Genomic DNA, 18,243 nt, shown 5'->3' on the forward strand with positions numbered 1-18,243 from the left:
GGGCCCGGGTGGCCGGGCACGTCGGCCGCGGCGCCCTGGCGAGCCCGCCCAGTGGATACCAGTGAGCACCAGCGCACGAGCCGGTATCAGGGTTGGCTCAGGGCGATCACGGATTCCCCCATCAGCCGTGGTGCAGGCACACTGGTGGCATGGGAACGGTCATCAACCTGGTCGCCGTGATCGTGGCACTGGCGGGTCTGGTCGCCGCGCTCGCGCACGACGGCTACCTGGCGCTGCTCAACTCGGCCGCCACCAAGCGCGCCGGTGGCCAGCCGATCGCGCAGTACGTGCGCAGCCGCTGGGTGGTGGCCGGGGTGACCACGGCCGGGGCACTGCTGGGCCTGCTGCTCACCAACGGTGACGGGTTCACCGACGTGCTGGGCCTGCTGGTCGGCGGCGGCAGCGGGGTGGTGGCCACCCGCGCCCTGCAGAGCACCCGGGAGCGGTTCCGCAGCGACCGCTGACGGGCCGTCCGGCCACGCGGCGCCGGTCGGGTTCGGCGCCGGAGAAGCACAGCCGACCCCGCGGGGCGGTGAACCGCGCCGGCCGCCTACCGTGGCCGACGTGACCAAGCACACGCCTGACGACCCGATGTCGGCCCACCCGGTGCGGCGTGCCCTTGTGGTGTGCGCGCACCCCGATGACGTTGACTTTGGCGCGGCCGGCACGGTGGCCGCCTGGACCTCGGCCGGCATCGAGGTGGCGTACTGCCTGTGCACCTCGGGCGAGGCCACCGGCGAGCTGGACGAGGACCGGGCCGGGGTGGCGCGCCTGCGCGAGGAGGAACAGCGCGCCGCGGCCGCCGAGGTGGGCGTCACCGACCTGACCTTCCTGCGCTACCCCGACGGCCGGCTCACCCCCTCGCTGGAGCTGCGTCGGGACATCTCCCGGGTGATCCGCAGGTTCCGGCCCCAGCGCGTGCTCACCTGGTCCCCGGAGATCAACTGGGACCACATCGTCACCTCGCACCCCGACCACCGGGCCGCCGGCAGCGCCACCCTGGCCGCGGTGTACCCGGACGCGCGCAACCCGCACGCCCACCCCGAGCTACTGGCCGAGGGGCTCGACCCGTGGACGGTGCGCGAGCTGTGGGTGGCCGACGGCCCCTCGTTCCTGCGCTCGCACGCGGTGGACGTGACCGACACCTTCGACCGCAAGCTCGCGGCCTTACGCGCGCACCGCTCGCAGATCAAGGCGTACGACCGGGTGGCTGACGAACTGCGCACCCACCTGCGGCGGGTCGCGGAGAGTCACGGCCTGCCCGCCGGCCGGCTGGCTGAGGCGTTCCAGGTGGTGAACACGGCCTGACCCGGTTGCCCGCGCCGGCCAGGACGAAAAGGGTCTTGTCAACACCGCGCGGTGACAGCGGGGCGGCTTCACCGGGCCGAGGGCCCGGGGAGCGGGCCGCGCGCGGCACCGAGCGGTCCCACGCGGGGAGTCAGAAGGGTCGTGAGGCGCATGGCCGGCACGAGGCGCCCGAACCACTGGGGACCACCACCGGGTGATGACGCGCGGCCGGGTCGGTCACCGCGAACGGCGGCGTCCACCGCGCCGAGGACGGCGGCGCCCGCGCCCGACCCGCTGGTCGACAGCGACGCGTGCGGGCTGCGCAAGTTCAACCTGGGGCTGGTGCCCGCCTCGGTGACCCCGCCGCCGAGCTGGCGCAGGGCCGCCTGGTTCGCGGTGCTGGCCTCGTTCGCCGCCCTGGTCGGGCTGACCCTGGCCGCGGTGGAGTACGTCGCCCCGCCCGACCGGGACCGGCCGCTCACCCCGCCGGGCTACCCGGCGAACGTGCTGATGCTGCCCGACGTGGCCGGTGGGACGGCCGACCGGACCACCCGCGACCCGGGCGCGGCCGGGGTGGCCGGCGGCCCCACGCTGACCGGGGCGGCCTCGCTGGCGGCCGAGCCGCGCGCGGCCACCACCACCGGGGCACCGCCGGCCGCGCCCAGCGCGGTGTCCACCACGCCCCGCCGGCCCAGCTCGGCCAAGCCGGAACTCACCGGGCAGCCCGTCCCACCGAGCCCCACCGGGGCCGCGCCGAGCCCGCCGGTGATCGTTCCGGTGCCGCCCAGCGGTCCGGCGGCCGCGCCCCTGGTGGACGCGGAGGAGTTGGTCCGCCAGACCGTGCAGTTCTACGACCTGGTGGCCGGGCGATCCGACCGGGTCCTCAACATGCTCAGCAATGCGTTCCGGGGCCAGGGCCGACCATTGTTGCGGCAGCGCTACGGTGAGGTGCGGGAAATCACGATCGAGCAAATCACGGTCGATCCCTATCAGGCGGTCACGGTCAGCACCCTGCGGCTGACCTGGTGGGATGGCAGTGTCTCGATCGCGCGGCGGGCACTTGACTTCTCGTCGGGCAAAAATCCGCGGATCAACGGCGAACGGTTGATTTCCGGCGATTAACGGCAGTCCTTGATCAGGTGGAACAAAGGGCGATCTTTCATCGCCACCCGTTCGACTGGTCCTTTTCCACCGCTGAACGCCACAACCGGGTGGACAGCCGGCTTCGACTGGCGGGCACCCACCCTGTCACGGTACGAGTTCATATGAACACTGTAGGTACCGGAGGCGGCCGTGGAGCATGCGACGACAGGTCATCGGCACTCTCGCGCCGGGTCGATCACCGTGGCCGAGCTGCTCAGGAAGCAGCCGGTGCCGATCCGCATCCCCTCCTGCGAGGAGGCCGACACCGACGGGTTCGTGCACGAACTCCTCGGCCCACCGCACCAGCGGGCGATCCGCCCCGGCAAGGCCCGCACCGTGGCCAAGCTGGCCGGGATCGCCACCGGCGCCCTAGTGCTGTGCGCGTCGGTGACCGTGGCCTCGCTGACCACCCGCAACCGGCCGGCCGTGGACATCTCGGCCAGGTTGACCAGGCCGGCCGAGATCACCGGGGCGAACGCGCTGCTGCCCGGCTTCCTCAACCAACACCTGGGCGCACCCGCCCCGACCGGCTCCGCCGCGGCCAACGCCAACGCCCGGCCCGGTGGCCCGGCCGCGACCAGGGCGCCCGAGGCGGGCGGCACGGCCGAGGCCACCCCCCTGTCCAGCGTGCAGATGGCCGCGGACGCCGAACCGACCGACCTGGTGCGCGAGTTCTACCGCCTGCTCGACGACCGGCCGCGCGACGCGCTCGCGCTGATCGACACCAGGTCGCTGACTCTCGACCCGGTCGAGTTCGTCCAGTCCTGGAGCGCGGTGCGGGACATCGACGTGGCCCGGTTGGAGAACCGCGAGAACGGGACGGTGCACGCGGTGGTGACCCTGCGCCAGCGGGACGGGCACTGGCTGCGGCTGGAGGAGCTGTTCCACACCACGAACCTGCCCTCGCTGCGGATCAGCGACGCCACCGTGCTCTCCGCGGAACGACACTGATCACACCGCCGATTACCCCGTTCAGAGCAGCGAGACTAGGCCATTCGGTCGAAATTTCCAGCGTCCTTCCGCCGAACCGATGACGAACAAGGTCACGATCCGGTATCTCATTGTCGACGATTCGGCGCGAACCAGTGTGTGCTCGGCAGGAAGGTGATTCGCGGTGCTCGACGAGGCAAACCGGTCCCAGCACCGTGGCCCCGCCACCCAGGTCACGGTCGCGGACCTGCTCGCCAGGCACGGCCGTGGTCTCGGCGACGCCACCACCCGCCGCATCCCCCGCCGGCACGCCCGTCCGGACGAGTCGGACACGGTCGTCCTCGACTCCCGCCCGCTGCACGCGCGGCGGTCCCCCCTCCGCCCGGTCGGCCACGACCTCGCGCCCGCCCCGGTCGAGCGCCGCCTGGTCGGCCACCACCCGCTCGCGGCCAGCCCGGTCCAGGCCAGCCCGGTCCAGACGAGCCCGGTCCAGGCCAGCCCGGTCCAGGACGGTCCCGCCGAGGCCAGCACGGTCTCGTTCCGCCCGGTCCGGCCCGAATCGGACGTCCCGGCGGCCGCGTCCTCGACACGGCCGGTCGAGTCCGCGGACCGGGACGACGACCAGGAGCTGTACGTCGGCGAGCTGCTCAGCCGCGAGGGCCGGGGCGGCCGGACCGACCGCAACGCGTTCACCCTGAGCCGGGTGCTCGCCATGGCCGCCGGCGCTGTCGTGCTGTGCGGGGCGGTCGGCTTCAGCGCCACCCAGCTGATGGGCACATCCGAGAGCCAGCAGCCGCCCGCCTCGGTGCAGTTCGACGCCAGGATGGTGGACGGCGCGATCGCGCCCGACGAGGTCAACCGGGTCGCCGAGACCGGAGCCGCCGGACCGGCCGCCGGCGGGGTGAACACCCTGGACGCGGCCACCGACGCCAGCACGGCCGGCACCGCACCCACCTCGAACAGCCACCGCTGACGCCGCTGACCCCGCTCGCGGCCCGCCCGGTCCCGGTCCGGCCGCCCTGCTGGGCAGCCCGTCCACAGCCGGCCGCACAGCGGCGGTTTGGCCGATTTCGACGCCACCGACCAGGGCGTACGGTTTGTCCCCGGGGATCGCCGCCACCGCCGCCCTGAGGGCTGGGGGTGGGTGGTGACCACCCGGCCGCGACCGGACGGCTACCGTTTGGGGTGACGTGGCGGCCTGGAGTCGACGGCCGCGGCCAGCGGCCATGATCGGCAACGCTGAGGTACTCGTCGATCAGGGCTGGACCAGCAGGGCTAAGGTGACCAGGATCGTCGCATGTGACAGCGGTGAGCCACGCGCCCACGGCACCGCCGGGTCGCCTTTACTTGATGGAGGTTGGCCCTAATCTTGTGCCGTGAAGCTCGCGGACGGACCACTCGTCACCGCGGCCACGCAAACGAGACCACCACGCGCCAGCGCGGTGGTCGGATGAGCTACCCGGCGCGGTGCCGAGCAAGCGCGCGAGATGGATGGTGCGATCAGGCCGCCGTGCACTGCTTCGAGGCGGAGCCCAACCCATGAGCAGCAGAACAAGGAGCTGGAGCGTGAGCGACAGGCGGCTCACCCAGTCGGAGCGCGCCGCGGGCGGCACGCAGCTCACCGGCACGGCCCTGGTCCCACCGTCGGCTGAGCCGACCGGAGCCCGATCATCGGCACTGCCGGCGGGAACCGGATCGTCGGCCCTGCCGGCGGGAACCGGATCACCCGCGGTGCTGGCACCGACCGCACCACCGGCCTGGTCGACGCCGACCGCCGGCAGTGGCCGCAAGGAGGCTGCGTGAGTTACGAGGGCTTTCTGGTCGCTGGCCGGTACCGGCTGACCGACCGCATCGGCAGTGGCGCCATGGGCGTGGTGTGGCAGGCCCAGGACGAGCGGCTCGCCCGGGTCGTGGCGGTCAAGCAGTTGCTGCTCCAGCCCGGTCTGACCGCGGCCGAGCGCAACGAGGCCATCGAGCGGGCGATGCGGGAGGGCCGGATCGCCGCCAAGCTCCACCACCCCAACGCCATCACCGTGTTCGACGTGGTGGAGGAGGACGGCGCGCCCTGCCTGGTGATGGAGTACCTGCCCTCGCGCAGCCTGGCCGACGTGATGGTCGAGCGGGGGCTGATGCCGCACGGCGAGGTGGCCTGGATCGGCTCGCAGGTGGCCGCCGCGCTGGCCGCGGCGCACGCGGCCGGCATCGTGCACCGCGACATCAAGCCGGGCAACGTGCTGCTCGGTGACAACGGCACGGTCAAGATCACCGACTTCGGCATCTCCCGCGCCAAGGACGACATCACCGTCACCAAGACCGGGATGATCGCCGGCACCCCCGCCTACCTGGCGCCCGAAGTGGCCAGGGGCAAGGACCCGGCACCCCCGTCGGACGTGTTCTCCCTGGGGTCCATGCTCTACGCGGCGATCGAGGGCGAGCCGCCGTTCGGGCTCAGCGACAACACCCTCGGCGTGCTGCACGCGGTCGCCGCCGGCAAGATCAACCCGCCGCAGCAGTCCGGCCCGCTGGTGGACGTGGTCGTGCACATGCTCGCGCCGCAGCCCGAGGACCGGCCGTCCATGGCCAGGGCCCGGCAGCTGCTGGAGGCGGTGGCCGCCGGCCGCACCCCCACCCTGCCCGGCGTGCCGCCGGCACCGGTGGCGGACGCGGCGGCCACCTCACTGGTGGACGGCGACCGGACCCGCGTGGTGGCCGGCGGACCGCCCAGCGTGCCGCGGGCCGCCGCGGTCTCCCCGGCGACCGTGACCAGCCGGGCCGCCACCCAGCCACCAGCCACCGCCAGTCGTCGGCCGCTGCTGGTCGCGGTGATCGCGCTGGTGGTGCTGATCGGCGTGGGCGGGCTGCTGATGGCCAACGGCGTGTTCAACCAGCGTGAGGCCACCAACGGTGGCGGCACCACCAACGTGGGCAACCCCGGCACCAGCACCCACACGGCGGAGTCCCCGAGCGCCACCGAGGAGAGCCAGCCCGACCAGCGCGACTCGTCAAAGCAGCACTCCAAGGTCGAGGGAACCAACACCAAGGGCGAAACGAGTTCGGTCACGCCGACGATGTCCCAGTCAACGGCGTCCGTCCCGCCCGTGAGCGGCACGAACACGCCATCGTCGGATCGGTCGAGCCCGCCGCCCAGCAGGTCCTCCAGCAGCAGCACGCCGCCTGACGACAACACCTCGCCGGCTGACGACCCGTCCAAGGCAGGCTCGTAGGCTGGTGCCCGGGCGCCCGGTTCGGCGGTCCGACGCTCGATCTTGTCCACTTCAGCAGTACGGGGAGAGCCGCTTTGAGTGACGACGGCCGTCTGGTCGCAGGCCGTTACCGGTTGGGCCAACGCATCGGTAGCGGTGCCATGGGGGTCGTCTGGCAGGCCCACGACGAACGGCTGCATCGGACCGTGGCGGTCAAGCAACTGCTGTTGCAGCCCGGGCTGAGCGAGGCCGAGGCCGAGGAGGCCAGACAGCGGTCCATGCGGGAGGGCCGGATCGCCGCCAGACTGCAGCACCCGCACGCGATCGCCGTCTACGACGTGGCCGAGGCCGACGGCCAGCCGTGGCTGATCATGGAGTACCTGCCGTCCAAGAGCCTGTCCACCGTGCTGGCCGAGCGGGGCTCGCTGCCGCCCCGCGAGGTGGCCAGGATCGGCACGCAGGTGGCCGCCGCGCTCGCCGCGGCGCACAACGCCGGCATCGTGCACCGCGACATCAAGCCGGGCAACGTGCTGCTCGGCGACGACGGCACGGTCAAGATCACGGACTTCGGCATCTCCCGCGCCACCGGCGACGTCACCGTGACCGCGACCGGGATGCTCGCGGGCACGCCCGCCTACCTCGCCCCGGAGATCGCCAAGGGCTACGACCCTGGCCCGCCCTCGGACGTGTTCTCCCTCGGCTCCACCCTGTACGCGGCGGTCGAGGGCATGCCGCCGTTCGGCCTGAACGAGAACACCATCGCGCTGCTGCACACCGTGGCGTCCGGTCAGATCACCCCGCCCCGGCAGGCCGGTCCGCTGACCGCGCTGCTGATGCGGCTGCTGCGACCCGAGCCCAACGACCGGCCCACCATGGCCCAGGCGCGCGAGGCACTGGCCGCGATCGCGTCCGGGCGCAGCGTTCCCGACGCCGGCATGGGCTCCGGGCCGGTCCCGGTGTCACCGCCGCCCCGGCAGAGCCCGGCCCGGCCGGGCGGGGCCGCCGGCACCCCGGCCACCCCCGGCTCGACCCGGCTGGACTCCCGGCCGATGGGTGCCACACCGCCACCCGGCCGGCCCTCGGCCGGCCCGGCCCGGCCCGCCGGGGCCACCGCGGCCGGCTCGACCAAGCCGAACCGGCGGTCCGCCCTGATCACCGTGGTGGCCATCCTGGCCGCGGCGATCATCGGGATACTGGTGGCCAACGCGCTCAACGGCAGCGACAGCAACCAGCAGAACGCGGGCTCCGGTGGTTCCAGCCAGGTGACCACTGGCGCGGCCGTGCCGCCCAGCCAGGCCAGCTCGTCGAGCCAGACCCCGTCGCAGTCCTCCGCCAGTTCGCCGTCCACGCCCACGTCCTCCCCGTCGAGCAGTTCGTCGTCCTCGACACCGTCGTCGCCGCCACCCGCGGCGGGTGCGCCCACCGAGCCGCAGTTGCAGGCCGCCGTGCAGAACTACTTCAGCCTGGTCACCCAGAACCACGAGGCCGCCTACCAGCTGCTGTCGCCCAGGTTCCAGGCTGACCCCGACCACTCCTATGCCAAGTTCGAGGCCTGGTGGAACCAGGTTGACCGGGTCGAGCTGGGTGAACTCAAGGTCAAGGGCAACAACCAGGTGTCGGGCAGGATCAACTACGTCATGAAGTCCGGCACCACGTCCCGGGAGAACAAGACCTGGACCCTGGTGCCCAACGCCACCGGTGACACCCTGCTGATCGACTCCGAGCGCTAGCTCCCAGTCCAGTCCTGCCCCTGGTCCTCGCCGGACAGCACGAACTGGCCGGCCGGCCAACCAATCCGGGGGTGGGAACCCCGGGCCTGGTCAGTGGGCCGCCGCTGCCTCGCGCAGCCCGGCCACCAGCGCGGCCACGGCCGGGCTGGTCGCGGTGTCCTCCAGGGTCGCCGCGTGGATGGTGCGCACCGGTTCGGGCCGGCGCAGCCGGCGCACCACCACCCCGGGATGGGGCGCGCCCAGGCCCAACTGCGGCACCGGGGCGATGCCCAGGCCGGCCGCGACAAACCCCTGGGCGGTGGGGTAGTCGCCGCAGCGCACCGCGAAGTTCGGGTTGAAACCGGCCGCCGCGCAGGCGTCGATGATCAGTTGTCGGCACGGGCAGTCCACGATCTCGGTGTCCACCCACTGCTGGTCAGCCAGGTCGGCGAGGTCGAGCACGCGTTTGCGGGCCAGCTCGTGCCCCCTGGGCAGCACCACGCGGTAGGGGTCGTCGAGCAGGTGCACCAGACTGGTCGGCGACGCCTGGTGCCCCTGGCCGTCCACGGTGATCGCCACGTCCACGCGGCCGGCCAGCAGCTCGTTGATCGGGTCCACCGGCTCGGTGAGCAGGAGTTCGAGCTGCACCTTGGGGTATTCGGCGCGGAAACGCGCCACCGCCGGGGGCACCAGCGCGGCACCGGCCGTAGCGAAGTAGCCGACCCGGAGCCGGCCGGTGTGTCCGGCGCGCAGGTCGGCCAGTTCCTGCTCGGCGGTGACCAGCTTGTCGATGATCACGCCGGCGTGCTCGGTGAGCAACCGGCCGGCCGCGGTGGGGCGGATTCCCCGACCCACCCGCTCCAGCAGCGGGATTCGGGTTTCCCGTTCCAGGGCGGCGATCTGCTGGGAGATCGCGGACGGCGTGTAGCCAAGGTTGGCGGCGGCGGCCGTGATCGAGCCGCTGGTCACCACGGCGCGCAGCACCTGCATGCGACGGACGTCCAGCACGACCCGACTGTACAGATCCCGACCGCACCAGCGTCCCCGACTGTGCAGATTCACTGAAAGGTCATGCAGAACATTTCACTTGTCCTGCTGTTTTTCAGCCTGCAGAGTGAATCGCGAAGCAAGGAGGGTGTGGTGAACAGACCAGGCACACTGGTCCGGATGGGCGTACTGGCCCTGCTGTGGGGATCGAGCTTCCTGTGGATCAAACTCGCCCTCGGCGGGTTCTCCCCGGTACAGATCGCCCTGGTCAGGCTGGCTCTCGGGGCGGCGGTGCTGGTCGCGCTGACCTACTCGCGGAGCCATCCGCTGCCCCGGGACGGCCGGGTGTGGGCGCACATGGTGGTGGCCGCGCTCTTCGGCAACGCCGTGCCGTTCGTGCTCTTCGGCATCGGCGAGCAGCAGGTGAGTTCGGGCGTGGCCGGTGTGCTCAACGCCACCACCCCGCTGTGGGCGCTGCTGCTGGGCCTGGTGGTCAACCACGAACGGCGGATCCAGCCGGTGCGACTGCTCGGCCTGCTGCTGGGCTTCGCCGGCACCCTGTTGATCTTCGCGCCGTGGCAGGAAGCCGGCCTGACCAGCTGGGGGGCGTTGGCCTGCCTGGGCGCGGCGGGCAGCTACGCGGTCAGCTACGCCTACATCGGCCGCCACCTCACCGGCCGGGGTCTGGCGCCGACCGCGCTGTCCGCGACGCAGCTGGTCACCGCCACCGGGCTGACCGCGCTGGCCGTGCCGGTGGCCGGCACCCAGCACGTGCACCTGAGCCTGGCCGCGGTGCTCGCGGTGGTCGTGCTCGGCGTGTTCGGCACCGGGCTGGCGTTCGTGATCAACTACCGGTTGATCGCCGACGAGGGCGCCACCAACGCCACCACCGTGGGATACCTGCTGCCGGTGGTGTCCGTGCTGCTCGGCGCGGTGGCCCTGGACGAGCAGCTGAACCTGCGGGTGGTCGCCGGCATGCTGGTCGTCCTGGTGGGTGTGGCCCTGACCAGGCGGCAGCCCCGCCGCCCGGCCGCGGATGTTCCGGCGTCGGCCGCGCCGGTGCCCGCTTCGGCGGCGCGTTCGGACTAGTCGAGGCCGGCGGCGGCTCCGCCGGTTGTTGTAGGGTGGCCACATGCGTTGACCTTGACCCCGCGCACGGGGTCCGCCCCCAGCTCCTTCGCACGCACTCGACCTTTTTCGTCAGGCAACGAAGGAGCATTTCACGTGCACGACCGCACGTTCGAACACCACCGCGGATTCACCGTTCCCGCTGCTTTCGCCGCCGCGCACAGCACGGTCGACGGGGTTGACTGGCAGGCCTGGATCGCCGCGCTGCCCGAACTCGCCACCGACTTCCTGGACCGCTGGCGGCTCCGGTTGGACGGCCCGCCGGCCCACGGTCAGGTCTCGCTGGTGCTGCCCGTGGTCCGCGCTGACGGCACGCCCGCCGCGCTCAAGTTGCAGCCGGTCACCGAGGAACACGCCACCGAGCCCGTTGGCCTGCGGGTCTGGAACGGCAACGGCGTGGTCCGCCTGCTCGACCACGACGTGGAGTCCGGCACGATGCTGCTGGAGCGGCTGGACGCGGCCCGTTCGCTGTCCAGCGTCGCGGACGACATGGCGGCCACGCAGATCCTGGCCGAACTGCTCGCCCGGTTGGTCGCCGTGCCGGCCCCGGCTGGCCTGCGCACCCTGGCCGACATCGCCGCCGCCATGCTCGACGAGGTGCCCAGGGCGCTGCCCGCCCTGGCCGACCCGGCCGACCGCGCGCTGCTGCGCACGTGGGCCTCGGCCGTCCGCGAGCTGCTGCCCGAACCCGGCGACCGGCTGCTGCACTGGGACCTGCACTTCGACAACGTGCTGGCCACCCTCCCGGGTAGCGACCGAGGACCGTGGCTGGCCATCGACCCGAAGCCGCTGGCCGGCGACCCCGGGTTCGACCTGTGGCCGGCCCTGGACAACCGCTGGGACGACGTGGTGGCGAGCGGGAACGTGGCGGCGGCGGTGCGTCGCCGCTTCGACCTGCTGACCGAGGTCGTCGGCATCGACCGGGAGCGGGCGGTCGGCTGGACGCTCGGGCGGCTGCTGCAGAACGCGCTGTGGGACGTCGAGGACGGCGAGACCGCCCTGCCGCCGGCTCAGGTCGCCATTGCCGAGGCCCTGCTGGCGCGGTGACGCCGAGTCCCCGGCTGGATCGCCCACCGGGGTTGCCCGGTGGGCTCGCGGTGGCCCGGTGGCTGGCGGTCCTCGCCCGGGCGGGCTGGCAGCACCCGCGGGGTGCGGGCCGGCTAGCGGGGCGACCACGCGGGTAGCACACCGCGGTCGCTCGCGGGGGTAAACCGCGAAATCGGGGCGGCCCTGTGGATGACCAGCGGGTTGTCCACAGGGCCGCGCCGCTGGCCTGTTCCCGGGGGGTGGGCGGCGATAGGCTGGCTTCGGGGTCGCCCCCCAGGGAAGGGCGGGGGAAGGTGCCTGGGCCGGCCGCCGCCTGCTCCCCGCGCGAAGCCTCGGGGAACTCGCTGCCGCACGCGAAAGACCCCGCCAGCGCCGACCACGCCACGCCGGTGGCTTGCGCCGCCGAACCGACCTGAACCGCTTCGGTCCGGCCAGCGCCCGGACGCCGACCTCCCGGCAAGCCGTCATGCGCAACATGCCGGACAGCGGTTCGTCAGGGCAACTCCGCGGTGAGCAACCGCAAGCCGTGCTCGAACAGCTCGGTCAGATCCATTCCCGTCAAGCGGTCCTGGGTCTCGGCGAGGTGAGGGTATTCGCCGTGCCGGATCGCCTGGCGCAGGCTGTCGATCTCAGCGGACAGTTCCGGGCTCGGCTGGCTCGCCGCTTGTTCCTCCAGGACATGACCCGTCGTGAAGTGCAGGAGCAAGTGCGCTGTCCTGGTCGCCGCGGAGGCATCGAGCCCAGCCTCCCGCAAGGCGCTGCCGAGGGCTTCGGCGAATCCCAGGGTGTTCGGCCCAGTGGCATGGGTGCCCGCGTACACCCGCGCCCCGTCGCGATAGGACAGAAGAGCGGCGCGCAGGCTCTTCATCAGCGCCCACACCCGTTCGCGCGGCTGGGTCACTCCCTCCGCCGCGTCACGACAGCCCTCCAGCATCGCCTCGGCCATGGCGGTCAGCAGAGCCCGCTTCGTCGGGAAGTAGCCGTACAGCGTGCCCACCTGGACCCCGACCGCCGTGGCCAGTTTCCTCATGGTGAGCGCGTCCAGCCCGATGTCACCGAGCAGGCGGAGCGCGGTGGCGGTGACCTGGGCCCGGTCGGCGGCCTGGGGCCGGCCACGGGGACGGCGTTCTCGGGGTGGGTTCGCGGTCATGTCCTGCGGAGCCTATCAGCGGATTTGACCACCGGATGGGCGCTCTGCATACTGACGAAGCATTAAATGAACGATGTTCGGAAAATTAGGGAGGTGGCCGTGGACACCGATGTGGTGATCAGCGGCGCGGGCCCGACGGGCCTGTTGCTCGCCGCTGAACTGGCGCTGGCGGGCGTGCGCGTGCGGGTACTTGAACGGCGGCAGCGGCGGCACCAACAGTCCCGTGCCCTGACACTGCACCCCCGGAGCATCGAGATCCTCGACCTCAGGGGCATCGCCGAGCGGTTCCTGGCCCTGGGCCACACCGTCCCGGGCTGGCATTTCGCGGGCCTGCCGAAGCACCTCGACTTCTCAGTCCTGGACACCCGGCACGGCTACACGCTGTTCCTGGAGCAAGCCCGTACCGAGAGGCTGCTGGAGGAACGCGCGCGAGAACTGGGCGTCGAGGTCTGCTACGGGCACGAAGTCGTGTCTCTGGCACAGGACGACGACGGCGTCACCGTCACGGGAACAGCTCCGGGCGGGGAGTTCCACCTCCGCGCGGCGTACCTCGTGGGCTGCGACGGCGGCCGGAGCACGGTGCGGGCGTGCGCGGGCATCGGCTTCCCGGGCACGGACGGCACGATGAGCGCGATGCTCGGCGACTTCGCTGTCGTCGACAAGGAAGCCATCGCCGCCGCCGGACGGACTCCGGTCCTGATCACCCCGCTGACCGGCGGGCTGACCCGCTTCGTCCTCGCCGACGCGGAGAGGATGCGGGTGCCCGCGACGGAGCCGGTCACCTTCGCGGAGTTCAGGGACGCGCTGGTCCGCCTGGCCGGCACGTCCTTCGGGATCGCGGAGCCGAAATGGTTGTCCCGCTTCGGGAACGCGACACGACTGACGGAGAAGTACCGCGACAGAAGAATCTTCTTGGCGGGCGATGCCGCGCACATCCACTTCCCGGCGGCGGGCCAGGGCCTCAACACCGGGCTGCAGGACGCGATGAACCTGGGGTGGAAACTCGCCGCCGACATCAACGGCTGGGCACCGCCCGGCCTGCTCGACACGTACCACTCGGAGCGATTCCCGGTGGGCCAGCTGGTCACCGACAACACCCAGGCGCAGACCCTGCTGCTGGAACTCACCCTGGTGCCCGAATACAGCCGGCCGGTGAGCGCGCTGCGAGCGATGATGGACTCCCTGCTCGACATCCCCGACGTGAACACCCGACTGGCCGGGCAGGTGTCCGCGCTGGCGACGTGCTACCCCGCGCCTGGCGAGGATCCGCTGGTCGGCACCCGCATGCCGGACATCGCGCTGGGTTCGCCCGGCCTCCGGGTCTCGACACTGCTGCACGCCGGCACGTTCGGCTACATCGACTTCTCCGGAGCCGGTGCCGCGCAGGTCGCCGAGGGCTGGACGGGCCGGATCACCGTGGCCGCCGGCGGTGATCGGTCCTGGGCCGACGACGTCAGCGAGGTGCTGGTACGACCGGACGGCCACATCGCCTGGGTTCGCCGCGAGAACTCCCCGCCGGATGCCGCCACCCGACAGGCACGGCTCGCGGCCTGGGCTGGCACTCCTGCGCAGCCGGCGGTGCGGCGATGAGTTCTCCCGAGTACCTGACTCCCGCCGGCCTGCACCACGTTCCGGGAGCCTTCACGCCGGCCGTACTCGTTCGCGGCGCGGATCTGCTCTTCGTGTCCGGCCAGGTGGCGTGGGCCGAGAACGGCGCGCTGACCGGCGAGGACCACGTGACCCAGATGCGCCGGATCGCGCACAACCTCGACGTCGTGCTGGCCACCGCCGGGTGCGGACGCGAACACGTCATCAAGGAAACCGTCTACGTCGTGGGCTACCGGCCCGAGCTGATTCCCGGGCTCTTCGAACCCCTGCGCCGTGGGGTGCCGGTGGCACCGGCCAGCACGCTCGTCGGGGTGTCGGCGCTGTTCGATCCTGGCGCCCTGGTGGAGGTCGACGTCGTCGCGAGGGTTCCGGCCCCATGAGCCGGTACCTCCTGGTGCACGGTTCGTGGTGCGGCGGCTGGGTGTGGGACCGGATCGCCACCCGGTTGCGCGAGCGCGGACACACGGTCATCACCCCCACTCTCACCGGCCCCGGGGAAACGGAAATCGCGGAGCCCGGCCTGATGCACCACATCCACGAGGTCACGCGACTGCTCGAAGACCAGACGATCCTGGTGGGGCACAGCTACGGAGGCATGGTCGTGGCGGGAGCCGCGGGCGTGCGTCCGCGATGCGTACTCCGCACGGTCTACCTCGACGCTTTTCTGCCCTCTCCCGGTGAATCCGCTTTCGATCTGCTGCCGGTGATCCGCGGCCCGTTCACCGATGCGGCCCTGGGAGCGGGCGGCAGAACGGTGCCACCGTTCGGACTCGATCGCCTCGGCTTCACCGATCCCGACCTGGTTGCCCGGCTACGGCCGATCAGCATGGCCACGCACGAAGAACCCCTGCCGTGGAGCACGGGTGGTGGCGATCAGCCTCCCGTTCGTTACGTGCGGTGCGGCGATCGGTCGCCGTTCTCCCCCATGGCCGTCCGCGCCCGGGAGCGTGGCGCGGAGTGCCTGACCATCGCGACAGGTCACGCGGGACTGTGGAGCACACCCGACGAGGTGTGCGCGGCCATCACCAACGACATGGGGGAAACGACATGACCGTTGAACTCGAACGGGCGATCACCGAGCAGGCATGGACCAACCCGCGGTTCCGGGAACTCCTGCGCACCGACCCGAAGGGGGCTCTGGCCGAACTCGGCGTTGCAGTACCGGACGGGATCGAGGTGGACGTCCGGATCCAAGACCGCGACACCCTCTACTACCTGGTTCCCCCGCTCCGCACCGGCACACCGGCGCGCGGCGGTGTCAACCAGATCGACCTGTGGAGAAGCGCGGACATGTTCTGCTGGATCCTGCCCGAAAAGCTGAAGGTGTCGCTGCTGGCGATGCGCCGCGCCTTCCGCGAGGCCGCCGAGGTGCGCGATGACACCTGAGGAGTTCACCGAGGAGCATTTCCGGCTGCTCACCACTGATCGGCACGTGCGCGACGAGTTCGTGGCAGATCCCGAGGCGGCGCTGGAACGCCACTTCGGCTATCTGCCGGCCGGCGACTACCGCGTCGAGAGCGTTGACGAGCGGCCCGACCTCATCATCATCCTCATCCCCGCTCCTCCGGACGGTGCCGACGGGAACGACGCTGTGCTCGGCGACGTCAGCGAACGCGTCTTCGACCTGCTCCACACCGAGGTGGGCATCGGCGGGTACCTCATCCCCGACGTGCGCCTGACGTGGGTCTTGCGCGACCTGCGCTCGAACTGGCTCCGCCTTGCCTCGGAGCGAGCGGGCACCGATCAGTAGTGCGCACGACGCTCACATGTCCGGGAGTCGCCGGGATCGGGTCGCCGGCGCCCGGAGTGGGCTGACAAGCCTGCCCCGCCCGTCCCGCGTCCGGGGAAGGGCGGGGCGCGCCGGGGCGGGAACGCACCACCAGCACCCCGCCGACACCCGCGTTCACCTGCGGCGCCACCCGGGCTAGCCGGCGGTCGGGCCGGAGCCGCGACCACGGTCAGCGCTGCTGCCGGGCGCCGCGCGGTCAGACCAGCCGGCGGTCGGACGCCCAGCGGGACAGCTCGTAGCGGTTGGACAGCTGGGTCTTGCGCAGCACGCTGGACACGTGGGTCTCCACGGTCTTGACCGAGATGAACAGCTCCGAGGCGATCTCCTTGTAGGCGTAGCCGCGGGCCAGCAACCGCAGCACGTCCCGCTCCCTCGGCGTGAGCAGGTCCAGGTCCGGGTCGTTGATGGGCGCGGCGCCCGGCCGGTCGGCGAACGCGTCCAGCACGAAGCCGGCCAGCCGCGGCGAGAACACCGCATCCCCCTCGGCGACCCGGCACACCGCCCTGGCCAGTTCCTGGCTGGAGATGGTCTTGGTGACGTAGCCGCGCGCACCGGCCCGGATCACCGCGATGACGTCCTCGGCCGCGTCCGACACGGACAGGGCCAGGAACACCACGTCGGGGTGCTCCGGCCGGACCCGGCGCAGCACCTCGGCGCCGCCGCCGTCGGGCATGTGCACGTCGAGCAGCACCACGTCGGGACGCAGGTGGCCGATGCCGGCCACCGCCTCGCCCACCGAACCGGCCTCGCCCACCACCTCGACCTGGTCGGTGACCGTGTCCAGTTCCGCCCGCACCCCGGCCCGGAACAGCGCGTGGTCGTCGACCAGGAAAACCCGTACCGGCTGCTGCCGCGCGGTCGCGGCCGCGCCCTCGGTTGCCGTCACGCCCGTGCCTCCTTGGTGCTTCTCCTCGGCATGCCCAACTGCACCTCGGTGCCCTCCCCGGGCGCGGTGCGCAACCGGACGTCACCGCCGTGCCGCTCCATCCTGCCCTGGATGGAGTCGGCCAGCCCATGCCGGTCCGCGGACACCGCGTTGGGGTCGAACCCCTTGCCCCGGTCCCGCACGAACACCTCCACCCGCTCCGGCTCCACCTCCGCGTACACGCTGACCTCGGCCACCCCCGCGTGCTTCGCCGCGTTCACCACGGCCTCCCTGGCCGCCTGCACCAGGGCGACCAGCTGGTCGTCCAGGGGGCAGTCGCCCACCACCACCTGCTGGACGCGGATGGCGAAGATGTCCTCGACCTCGCCGCAGGCGGTGGCCACGGCCGCGGCCAACGTGGTCCGCGCCTGGTCGGTGGCGCCCGCCAGGTCGGCCGGCGCGTCGGCGGACACCTGGTTGCCCTTGCCGTAGCCGGACGGCCCGTACAGCCAGTTGCGCAGCTCCCGCTCCTGGCCGCGGGCCAGCCGCCGCACCTCGCGGGCGGACTCCGCCTGCTTCTGGATCAGCGCGAGCGTCTGCAGCACCGAGTCGTGCAGGTGCGCGGCGATCTCGGCGCGCTCCTCGGTGCGGATGCGGGCCCGGCGCTCCTCGCTGAGGTCCCGGGACAGCCGCACCCACCACGGCACGGTCAGCACGGCCACCCCGACCAGGGTGGCGAACACCGCCAGCAGCACGAACTGCAGCTGGTTGAGGCTGGGCGTGTTCACCAGGAAGATCACCAGGCCGGTGGTGACCAGCACCGCGCCGGCCAGCACCCGGACCAGGGCGTTGCGGCCGCCCTCGCCGAGGACCACGCCGAGCCAGCCGGTGCGCGCCCCGTCCCGCCAGCGCCGGCGCTGCGCCTCGTCGGCCTCCCGCCACACCACGGCGGCGCCGACCAGCACCACGCCCAGCGGACCGGCCAGCCAGCCGCCGACCGAGCCCTGCAGCAGCCCGGCCACCACGGCGAGGCCCAGGCCCAGCGCGACCAGGCCGACCGCCTGCTGGCGCTCCTTGGCGGTCTGCTCCCGGACCGGCACGCGCGCCGACTCCTGCGGCACGAACATCCACAGCAGCCCGTAGGCGACCACGCCCAGCCCGGCGAACGCGGCGAGCAGCGCGAACGCCACGCGCACCCAGAACACCTCGACGCCGAGGTGGTCGGCCAGCCCACCGGCGACCCCGGCCACCGCCTTGCTGGAGCGGCGGCGGCGCATCCGGGGTGGCTCGGGCAGCACGGGGGCGCGGTTCGGCTCCGCCTGGCTGACTGGATCCACCTGCGAACTCACCCTGGAATGGTCACACGTCGCGGGCGCGCGCGGGATCAGGGACAGCCC

The 18,243-nt window shown here is 72.3% G+C and carries 19 protein-coding genes; 15 read left to right on the forward strand and 4 right to left on the reverse strand.

Translation table 11 applies throughout. The features are described 5' to 3' along the window. Positions 1-149 precede the first annotated feature (149 nt). The 8 genes from LX83_RS13085 to LX83_RS13120 all read left to right on the forward strand — a co-directional run bounded on the left by LX83_RS13085 (position 150) and on the right by LX83_RS13120 (position 8,293). A complete protein-coding gene (locus LX83_RS13085) occupies positions 150-464 on the forward strand; it encodes a hypothetical protein (RefSeq protein ID WP_253770834.1) in 315 nt (104 codons plus the stop codon). Positions 465-564: 100 nt separating this feature from the next. Next, on the forward strand, positions 565-1,308 hold the full coding sequence (locus LX83_RS13090) for a PIG-L deacetylase family protein (RefSeq protein ID WP_253770836.1): 744 nt from the start codon (positions 565-567) through the stop codon (positions 1,306-1,308). 150 nt (positions 1,309-1,458) lie between these two features. Next, complete coding sequence (locus LX83_RS13095) at positions 1,459-2,409, forward strand: hypothetical protein (protein ID WP_253770839.1); 951 nt, start codon at positions 1,459-1,461, stop codon at positions 2,407-2,409. Positions 2,410-2,631: 222 nt separating this feature from the next. Continuing rightward, positions 2,632-3,381: a hypothetical protein gene (locus LX83_RS13100; RefSeq protein WP_253770840.1), complete on the forward strand. Its 750-nt coding sequence runs from the start codon at positions 2,632-2,634 to the stop codon at positions 3,379-3,381. A 163-nt stretch (positions 3,382-3,544) separates the two neighbouring features. Beyond that, positions 3,545-4,333 (forward strand): hypothetical protein, encoded by a 789-nt coding sequence (locus LX83_RS13105; RefSeq protein WP_253770842.1) that lies wholly within the window; start codon positions 3,545-3,547, stop codon positions 4,331-4,333. Between the two features lie 593 nt (positions 4,334-4,926). Continuing rightward, a complete protein-coding gene (locus tag LX83_RS13110) occupies positions 4,927-5,163 on the forward strand; it encodes a hypothetical protein (protein WP_253770844.1) in 237 nt (78 codons plus the stop codon). Next, entirely contained in the window at positions 5,160-6,584 is a 1,425-nt protein-coding gene (locus LX83_RS13115; protein ID WP_253770846.1) for a serine/threonine-protein kinase, read from the forward strand. Before LX83_RS13110 ends, LX83_RS13115 begins: the two co-directional genes overlap by 4 nt. A gap of 74 nt (positions 6,585-6,658) precedes the next feature. Beyond that, positions 6,659-8,293 carry a serine/threonine-protein kinase gene (locus tag LX83_RS13120; RefSeq protein ID WP_253770849.1) on the forward strand — a complete coding sequence of 545 codons (1,635 nt, stop codon included), beginning with the start codon at positions 6,659-6,661 and terminating at the stop codon, positions 8,291-8,293. Positions 8,294-8,383: 90 nt separating this feature from the next. Here the strand turns inward: LX83_RS13120 and LX83_RS13125 are convergent, their stop codons facing one another. Beyond that, complete coding sequence (locus tag LX83_RS13125; RefSeq protein WP_253770851.1) at positions 8,384-9,280, reverse strand: LysR family transcriptional regulator; 897 nt, start codon at positions 9,278-9,280, stop codon at positions 8,384-8,386. A 159-nt stretch (positions 9,281-9,439) separates the two neighbouring features. Between LX83_RS13125 and LX83_RS13130 the strand changes: the two genes are divergently transcribed. Beyond that, positions 9,440-10,348: a DMT family transporter gene (locus LX83_RS13130; protein WP_253771178.1), complete on the forward strand. Its 909-nt coding sequence runs from the start codon at positions 9,440-9,442 to the stop codon at positions 10,346-10,348. 135 nt (positions 10,349-10,483) lie between these two features. Beyond that, entirely contained in the window at positions 10,484-11,434 is a 951-nt protein-coding gene (locus LX83_RS13135; RefSeq protein ID WP_253770854.1) for an aminoglycoside phosphotransferase family protein, read from the forward strand. Positions 11,435-11,927: 493 nt separating this feature from the next. Here the strand turns inward: LX83_RS13135 and LX83_RS13140 are convergent, their stop codons facing one another. Further along, positions 11,928-12,584: a TetR/AcrR family transcriptional regulator gene (locus LX83_RS13140; protein WP_253770856.1), complete on the reverse strand. Its 657-nt coding sequence runs from the start codon at positions 12,582-12,584 to the stop codon at positions 11,928-11,930. A 99-nt stretch (positions 12,585-12,683) separates the two neighbouring features. Here LX83_RS13140 and LX83_RS13145 point away from each other — a divergent pair, with 99 nt between their 5' ends. From LX83_RS13145 to LX83_RS13165, 5 genes are read left to right on the forward strand one after another with little or no spacing between them, the layout of a single operon-like run. Continuing rightward, complete coding sequence (locus tag LX83_RS13145) at positions 12,684-14,174, forward strand: FAD-dependent monooxygenase (protein ID WP_253770858.1); 1,491 nt, start codon at positions 12,684-12,686, stop codon at positions 14,172-14,174. Then, positions 14,171-14,572: a RidA family protein gene (locus tag LX83_RS13150; protein WP_253770860.1), complete on the forward strand. Its 402-nt coding sequence runs from the start codon at positions 14,171-14,173 to the stop codon at positions 14,570-14,572. Before LX83_RS13145 ends, LX83_RS13150 begins: the two co-directional genes overlap by 4 nt. Beyond that, positions 14,569-15,243 (forward strand): alpha/beta fold hydrolase, encoded by a 675-nt coding sequence (locus LX83_RS13155; RefSeq protein ID WP_253770862.1) that lies wholly within the window; start codon positions 14,569-14,571, stop codon positions 15,241-15,243. The genes LX83_RS13150 and LX83_RS13155 overlap by 4 nt, the downstream gene beginning before the upstream one ends. Then, entirely contained in the window at positions 15,240-15,578 is a 339-nt protein-coding gene (locus LX83_RS13160) for a hypothetical protein (RefSeq protein ID WP_253770864.1), read from the forward strand. Before LX83_RS13155 ends, LX83_RS13160 begins: the two co-directional genes overlap by 4 nt. Then, the gene (locus LX83_RS13165) at positions 15,568-15,942 is read left to right on the forward strand and encodes a hypothetical protein (protein WP_253770866.1); all 375 of its coding nucleotides are present in this window, start codon (positions 15,568-15,570) and stop codon (positions 15,940-15,942) included. The genes LX83_RS13160 and LX83_RS13165 overlap by 11 nt, the downstream gene beginning before the upstream one ends. A 235-nt stretch (positions 15,943-16,177) precedes the next feature. Here LX83_RS13165 and LX83_RS13170 read toward each other — a convergent pair whose 3' ends face one another. Further along, the gene (locus LX83_RS13170; RefSeq protein ID WP_253770868.1) at positions 16,178-16,867 is read right to left on the reverse strand and encodes a response regulator; all 690 of its coding nucleotides are present in this window, start codon (positions 16,865-16,867) and stop codon (positions 16,178-16,180) included. Next, positions 16,864-18,195 carry a PspC domain-containing protein gene (locus tag LX83_RS13175; protein WP_407649544.1) on the reverse strand — a complete coding sequence of 444 codons (1,332 nt, stop codon included), beginning with the start codon at positions 18,193-18,195 and terminating at the stop codon, positions 16,864-16,866. Before LX83_RS13175 ends, LX83_RS13170 begins: the two co-directional genes overlap by 4 nt. Between the last annotated feature and the right edge of the window lie 48 nt (positions 18,196-18,243).

It is taken from the genome of Goodfellowiella coeruleoviolacea (assembly GCF_024171785.1).
GTDB lineage: Bacteria > Actinomycetota > Actinomycetes > Mycobacteriales > Pseudonocardiaceae > Goodfellowiella > Goodfellowiella coeruleoviolacea.

Bases quoted from the DNA above. Each gene is read 5' to 3' on its own strand.
- LX83_RS13085 (WP_253770834.1), top strand. From the start codon at position 150: ATGGGAACGGTCATCAACCTGGTCGCCGTGATCGTGGCACTGGCGGGT.
- LX83_RS13095 (WP_253770839.1), top strand. From the start codon at position 1,459: ATGGCCGGCACGAGGCGCCCGAACCACTGGGGACCACCACCGGGTGAT.
- LX83_RS13130 (WP_253771178.1), top strand. From the start codon at position 9,440: ATGGGCGTACTGGCCCTGCTGTGGGGATCGAGCTTCCTGTGGATCAAA.
- LX83_RS13140 (WP_253770856.1), bottom strand. From the start codon at position 12,584: ATGACCGCGAACCCACCCCGAGAACGCCGTCCCCGTGGCCGGCCCCAG.
- LX83_RS13150 (WP_253770860.1), top strand. From the start codon at position 14,171: ATGAGTTCTCCCGAGTACCTGACTCCCGCCGGCCTGCACCACGTTCCG.
- LX83_RS13155 (WP_253770862.1), top strand. From the start codon at position 14,569: ATGAGCCGGTACCTCCTGGTGCACGGTTCGTGGTGCGGCGGCTGGGTG.
- LX83_RS13160 (WP_253770864.1), top strand. From the start codon at position 15,240: ATGACCGTTGAACTCGAACGGGCGATCACCGAGCAGGCATGGACCAAC.
- LX83_RS13165 (WP_253770866.1), top strand. From the start codon at position 15,568: ATGACACCTGAGGAGTTCACCGAGGAGCATTTCCGGCTGCTCACCACT.